The organism is Psychromonas sp. (genome assembly GCF_983033635.1).
The window spans coordinates 397-6,819 of record NZ_CEZLMY010000179.1 but is presented as its reverse complement, the minus strand read 5'-3'; the positions used below and the strand labels follow the sequence as shown (position 1 = coordinate 6,819).

The following is a 6,423-nucleotide window of genomic DNA, read 5'->3' as shown; positions in this document are numbered from 1 at the left end:
GCGCGACTGAAGAACCAGGGTTCGCAGAGCTTACCCGCTCATAAACCTGAACTGGCGTTCAATTCGCCAAACTTCCATGAATAGATCATAATATTAAGCTGATTGGTATGATTTCATTCTGCTTTCGGGAATTGACTCGATTGACAAGTTAATTAATGAGATTGGTATAATATTAGCTGCACTGCTTTAATCGCCAAAAAACAGCAAAAAAAAACCTCTTTGCAAATGGTTATGCAAAGAGGTTAAAAGTAAAACAAAACTAAGGAAAAACTAAGGAAAAACTATGAAATTTAACTAGTTCATAGCATTAGTCCACAGCGATTGAAAAAAGTTCACCGCAGTTAGTATTTAATACCAATTCCATTAATTAGGAGCTCTATTTAGGCGTAGGAAAAATGGATGAAAGCAAGGCTTTGATTGCAGTAACTAGTTGTTTTAATTGCAAAATCAATAACGAAGCTAGCATTCATTTTAACAAGCATAAATGAATATAAAATTATTGGATTTGGTATATACCCAAACTACTTGAAGATGCAGATTCAGAGACTCGTTCGGACGCCAGATCAAGGCACAACATGAAGATAATGGTGACTCCCTTTTCAAATGTTGTAACGCAGAGCTGGCTTTCGAACGAGCCTCCCATAGGGCAAGGCGAGAGGCGACCACCTTCAGCGTTATGAAGCATTGATTTAGAATGCTAGATCTTCAACTTCATGCATTGAATATGGTCACCTCTCAACTTGCTGATTCCTGCATCTTCAAGCAGCTTGGGTATAGATTAATGTGCCTGATCCCAGTTATCACCAACGCCGGCATCGGCAATCAGAGGCACATCTAAATCAGCCGCATTTGCCATAATAATTTGGATCTCGTTTGTGTAGGACTCAACAAACTCTTCTTTAATACTGAATACTAATTCATCGTGCACCTGCATTAGTAACTGCACACTTCCAGCTTCTTTATCCTGCACCCAACGTGCCATATCAATCATAGCATTTTTGATAATATCGGCAGCAGTACCCTGCATTGGCGCGTTAATGGCTGCTCGCTCAGCAGCTTTTTTAAGCATGCCATTGCGCGACTTGATATTAGGCAATTGTAAACGGCGCCCCAAAATGGTTTCAACATAACCGTTTTCATGCGCTAAAGTGCGCGTATCTTCCATATAAGTAAGTACACCGGGGTAGCGGTTAAAGTATCTGTCCATATACTGCTGCGCTTCCTGACGGCCAATATTAAGTTGCTTGGCAAGCCCAAAAGCACTCATACCATAAATAAGACCGAAGTTAATCGCTTTTGCACTGCGTCTCTGCTCGGTTGTTACTTGCTCAAGCGGAACAGAAAAAACTTCTGCAGCGGTCGCTTTATGAATATCTTTGCCTGCTGAAAAGGCCTCCAGTAAACCTTTGTCCTGAGAAAGGTGTGCCATAATACGCAGTTCAATTTGACTATAATCGGCAGCAACTATTTTGTAACCCGGTTGTGCGATAAAAGCTTGGCGAATACGACGGCCTTCTGCACTTCGAATTGGGATGTTTTGTAAATTTGGATCGCTTGAAGATAAACGCCCAGTGACGGTTACCGCCTGGTGATAAGAGGTATGCACGCGCCCGGTTTTATCATTAACCATTTTCGGCAGTTTATCGGTGTAGGTTGATTTCAACTTACTTAAACCACGGTGTTCAATAATCAATTTAGGAAGCGGGTAAGTTAACGCTAACTCTTGTAAAACTTCTTCAGCTGTAGAAGCCGCGCCTTTTGGCGTTTTCTTTAAAACAGGTAAGTTCAGCTCTTCAAATAAAATCGTCTGCAGCTGCTTTGGAGAACTTAAATTGAATGGTTTGCCCGCCTCAGCGTAAGCAGCCTCTTCAAGCTCTAATAATCGCTTAGCAATCTCATTGCTTTGCTGAGTTAACAGAGCACTGTCAATCTCAACTCCGCCGCGTTCAACATCAGAAAGCACGGTTAATAAAGGCAGTTCAATATTATTGAAAACATTTAATAAAGGTTCACAAGCCAGTAAACGCTCAAATAGCTCAAGGTGCAGACGTAAGGTAATATCCGCATCCTCAGCGGCATAAGGTGCAGCTTCTTTAATAGTGATCTGATTAAAGGTCAGTTGTTTTTTGCCTTTACCCGCGATTTCTTCAAAGGAGATACATTTATGACCAAGATACTTGAGTGCCAGGGTATCCATATCATGTTTACCTGTGCTATCGACAACATATGATTCAAGCATGGTATCAAACTGAATACCTTTTAATTCAATACCATGATTTAATAAAACACTACGATCATATTTTAAATTTTGACCAACTTTTTTGCATTCGCTAGATTCTAACAGCGCTTTTAGTTGCCCTAAGGTATCCGTTAAATCTAACTGCTTAGGCGCATCAATATAATCATGTGCAAGAGGAAGATAAGCTGCTTCAATAATCGGCGCTTCTTCACTACCAACATTAGTTTGAATAGCAAAAGATAAACCAACAATTTCAGCTTGCATATAATCTAAGCTGGTTGTTTCTGTATCCAAGGCAAATAATGGCGCTTTTTCTAACTTACTGATCCATTGGCTTAACTGGCCTTGCGTATAAATTGTTTTATAAGCACTGCGGTCAACCAGTGCAGGGGTTAAAGCTATCTCATTAGTCGTATTATTCGTTGCTGTCGCTGATGAGTGCTTTGCAACCATTTTGCCGCCATCCAGCAAAGCGGATAACCAGCGCTTAAATTCAAGCTTGCCAAATAACTGTACTAACGCATCAGTATCTTGTTCTTTATGCGTAAAATCGCTATAACCTTCAGATAATTCTACATCTGTTTTAATGGTCGCAAGTTGGTAAGAGAGGCGCGCCATCTCTTCATTATCCTGCATTTTTTTAGCCATGGTTTTACTGCCACGGAAACCAAGTGGTGCAAGTTTTTCAAGGTTTTGATAGATATCATCAACTGAGCCGATGCCTTGTAACATCGCCAATGCAGTTTTTTCACCAACACCCGGCACGCCGGGGATGTTATCGACCTTATCTCCCATCAATCCAAGATAATCGATAATCAATTCTGGCGGAATACCAAATTTATCATTTACTCCCTGTACATCTAAGACAGTATCCGTCATGGTATTGATCAATAAAGTATGCTCATCCACCAGCTGCGCCATATCCTTATCACCGGTGCTGATTAAAGTAGGGATTCCCTGCGCACTTGCTTGACGGGAAAGCGTGCCGATAACATCATCCGCTTCTACACCTGGTATGATTAAAATGGGCAGACCCATAGCTTTAATGACATTATGTAACGGTTCAATTTGGCAACGCAGATCATCTGGCATGCTTGGACGCTGTGCCTTGTATTCCTTATACATCTCATCCCTAAAGGTTTTACCTTTAGCATCAAATACCACCACAATATGGCTTGGATTAAACTGCTTTAATAAACTTTGCAGCATATTAACCACGCCATATACCGCGCCGGTTGGTTCACCTGCAGAGTTGGTCAGATGTGGAGGCGCATAAAAAGCACGGTAAAGATAAGAAGAGCCATCAACAAGAACAAAAGGATTTTCAGGAATAGTCGCCATTAGCTTATTACCAATATCAGAGAAAATAGAGAGTGATTATACCGATTCAATCAGTAATAACAGAAAATATTTAGGAAATAATAGGGGTATTTCCCTGCTATAAAGGTAAGTGGTTGTTCACTTTCAATACAGACGCATGCTGTGGATAACTCTGTTAATAGTTTTAAGCATAATTGCAAGTGCTACAAGCAATTAGAATTAGTGCCTTATTTTCAAATAGATAAATTATTAATAAGACAAAAAATGCACATAACTAAAAAAAAGCTATGTGCATAACAACAGTTAATCTGTTTTATTTTTGAGCGGTTTTACAGCTTAGGATGGTTACTAACCGGATTTGCATACATTTTTAATACTGTTGCCTGTAATTCAGGTTTGATCGCCTGTAAGCGCTCTTTAAAAGCCTGCTTATCAGTTTCACTAATCGCTTTAGAGTCTTCTTCGGCGGCAATAAAATTAGATGGGTGTAAATGGTAATTTTGATAAATCTGAGCATCTATCTCTTGTGCAACTGCATCAGCATCTAAAAATTCATCTTGTAATGGAGTGCCAAACGCCACATGTACGTGGCCTTTTTGGCCAAGGATACCGCGCACAATACTTTCGATATCTTCAAACTGTGATTTTTTATATTCACCGTTTTCTGCTTTGTCATATAACTCTTGCGCTTTTTGCTGATCACAAGGGTCAAACTCATAAGAGACAGCTACAGGCACAATATTGAGCAGTTTAATGTAATCAGGAAACGCTATTTTTTTCTTTTTGCCGTTCACGTAAAACATTTTCACAATAGCTGGCTCTGTTTTATCAAAACCATCTTTTGCACGCCCCTCTCGTTGTGCAATCCAGATACTGCTCTCTTCCTGTAATGAGCTGAAAATGTAATCAGATAAATGTGACAAAGCCTTTAGCATCTCACGTATACCTGATACTGAACGCTTAACAATAAAGCTTTTGTTCATACGCATTAAATCGGAAACATACGGCTTACTTAACAGGTTATCACCAATCGCAATACGCACTGTTTTAAACTTTTCGGAAAATAACGCCCAATTTACAAAAGAGGGATCCATGGCAATATCACGATGGTTAGAAATAAAAAGGTAGTTTTTCGTTGGATCGAGATTTTCAAGACCTGAATAGCTGAATTTGGTGGTCGTTGAAGCAATCATATGCAGCATATAATCACCAACAACTTGCTGCATCTCATCAATACTATTAATCGCGCCCCATTTATATAAAAAGTAACGGCGTAATAGCGGCTTTAAGATAAAACCTATGAATTTGGAAATTTTAGAGAAACGAAAGCTAATGATCGCATCAAGAAACTCGTTACTATTAATAACACGCTGGAGCGCGGGTTGAATTTCATCGTCATTATAAGGTCGAATATCACTGAATTTATCTGATGAGTTAACCATTTTTTCACTCTCTATAAAATTGAAGGCGCATTTTACCTGCTTTTAAAAGCGACAGCGAGTTTAATTGAGAAATATGCGAGAAGTTTGATTTTTAAGACCAAGTCGGTTTAAAGCGGAACAGCTCCTGGCGTAAAAGATTTTTATAGGTCGCACTGTCGATCTGCGAATCCTGCAAATACTCATCCAACCATTGCGTTTTAAATAAACGGGACGAACGTAATTGATCATACTTTGCAAAACGTACCGCTTTAAATAAGATTTTACCTACTAGCGTCCGCTCCTCAAAAGCAACTTGCTCAACCTCCTCTTTTAATGCATTAACTAGGTGCGGGAAATCTTTGCTAAATATGTTTTCAGATAAGACAAGGCTTAACTTCAGGCTGGCTTGTGAAACTAATAACGCCTGCAAAGATGCTGAATCGCTTTGTATATCATAGAAAAAATCATGACGATCTTTCTCACCTCTGTCGCGCGCTTGATCAAGACAAGCTGTTCTGACCACTTCAAATGAAGCGAGGTACTGCTGATAACTCGCCACATAAGCAAAATTGACCATAGCTGACAGCAACATACCTTCATAAGGGCGACGGTAATTCGCCTGCTGCATTAAAGCAGTACAAGTTTGCCCTAATGTCATCTCATAACGCCAAAGTTTTTTCGCGAACAAGATATTATGGTGACTATACGCATTAATGCGGTATTTAAATAAAATGGCAGGTATCAAATAACGCAGTACATCCGTACCAATCAAACCAATTGCACTTTGAATATCCCGCACATTACGAGGATCTCGTCCAAGTTCAGCCATAAAATTTTCACAGCCCACTAAAAACAGCAGACGATTACGTGTACCAATATTTAACTCGAGCAAAGATGCTAATACCGAATAGCGAGGCTCGCCGGCAAGTAATTTTTTTAATAGCTCAACAGTGCTCTCTCTAAGCTGTAACTGATCGTTAATTACATTGTCGCTATTTTCTAGTTTTTCATTAACAACTTTTAGTAATGATTGTTGGAAATAACGCATTAATAACGCATTGCGTTTATTTTTCAGTCGCTTATCTGCCTCAACACGTTTAACACGTTGTTTTTCAACATCCAATAAAATGCGTTGATTCCAACCACTTTTATCTTGAGAGGACAAAACAAGCTGATCATCACCATTTAACCCGGTTTCCGATAAGCCATCGTTATATTCTTCTTCTTTATATATTTTATTTTTACCCACTAGAAAACGCAGAAACAATTGATTAATTGATTCAGCAAGGGGCTGTTCAGATGTAACGATGGTTTTGCTGGTCATAGACGTTTATTAAATTCCAAAATGAAGCAGATAAGTGCTTAGATTTATGCTAATTACTTAATTCAAAAAAAATGTTTATTCTAAATAAAAGCAAATGCATCACCAAAAATATGATCAAC

At 39.1% G+C, this 6,423-nt stretch carries 3 protein-coding genes; all 3 read right to left on the bottom strand.

The window, feature by feature from the left end:
* Positions 1-778 precede the first annotated feature (778 nt).
* The 3 genes from polA to AC4GME_RS16100 all read right to left on the bottom strand — a co-directional run bounded on the left by polA (position 779) and on the right by AC4GME_RS16100 (position 6,304).
* Entirely contained in the window at positions 779-3,580 is a 2,802-nt protein-coding gene (polA, locus tag AC4GME_RS16110) for a DNA polymerase I (RefSeq protein WP_490377767.1), read from the bottom strand.
* 308 nt (positions 3,581-3,888) lie between these two features.
* A complete protein-coding gene (locus AC4GME_RS16105) occupies positions 3,889-5,001 on the bottom strand; it encodes a 1-acyl-sn-glycerol-3-phosphate acyltransferase (protein WP_490377768.1) in 1,113 nt (370 codons plus the stop codon).
* A 91-nt stretch (positions 5,002-5,092) separates the two neighbouring features.
* On the bottom strand, positions 5,093-6,304 hold the full coding sequence (locus AC4GME_RS16100; RefSeq protein WP_490377769.1) for an HDOD domain-containing protein: 1,212 nt from the start codon (positions 6,302-6,304) through the stop codon (positions 5,093-5,095).
* Between the last annotated feature and the right edge of the window lie 119 nt (positions 6,305-6,423).